We start from the raw sequence: 833 nt of genomic DNA on the forward strand, positions 1-833 counted from the left end.
TTCGGGATCGGCAAGCTCGCGCACCGACGGGTCATCCAGGATGCTGGCCATGAAGTTCAGCTTGTGTCCAAGGCGCTCATGAATGACCTCATCAATCGTCCCGCTGGCAACCAGCACGGTGATCCGCGTATGGGTGTCGGCAGTGAGACCGAGTCGGTGGATGCGGTCAAGACTCTGCAGGAAGCGGCCTGCCGCGAAGTCACGATCCACGTAGATCGCGTCGTGGCAGACGTGATGGAGGCTGATCCCCTCTCCCAGCGTCGCGGGGTTGGACAACAGCACCATGCAGTCAGGGTCCTGGCGGAACCTGCGAATCTGCTCGTCACGGTCTGCTGTTCCGCCGTGCACGATCGCGGGGTTGAACTTGGCAAGCGCCCCGCCGAGTGTCGTGAGGTTCCGGACAAACGTCGACCAAACCAGCGTCTTGCGCCCTTCTCGAGCATTCTCCGCAACCGTCCTGAGCACGGCCTCGTACTTCGGTGACGTCTCGTACTGCGGTAGGTCCCGCAGGAGTTCACTCAGCCGGCTGTCAATGGGCAGCCTGAGCGGCGGCACTTGGAAGGGCAGCGGCTCGAAACGGTCCAGCCCCTTGGCCAGCAGTGCCGGGCTCGTACTCGCCATCATGAGGTAGACGAGTACCTTTCCGAGCCGGGCGAGCTCCTCCTGCTCGGCGAGGTCTCCCCCCACCGCCTCGCCGCGGAGTGCCGAGTACAGCTTGCGGTGAGCCGCCGGAAGGTCGACGTAACGAGCCCGGATATCGACCGGCGGCAGGCCGAGCTCCTTCTTCGTTGTCCTGGTAAACAGCGGCCGGAGCACCTTGCTCGCGTGCACCA

1 protein-coding gene is annotated in these 833 nt (G+C 64.1%); it reads right to left on the reverse strand.

From position 1 onward, the window contains the following. Positions 1 to 833 (reverse strand): helicase-related protein (locus tag ABD323_RS42265; RefSeq protein WP_344447371.1); only part of this gene is annotated, 833 nt, incomplete at both ends.

The organism is Kitasatospora nipponensis (assembly GCF_039528135.1).
In the GTDB taxonomy this organism is placed as follows: Bacteria; Actinomycetota; Actinomycetes; order Streptomycetales; family Streptomycetaceae; genus Kitasatospora; species Kitasatospora nipponensis.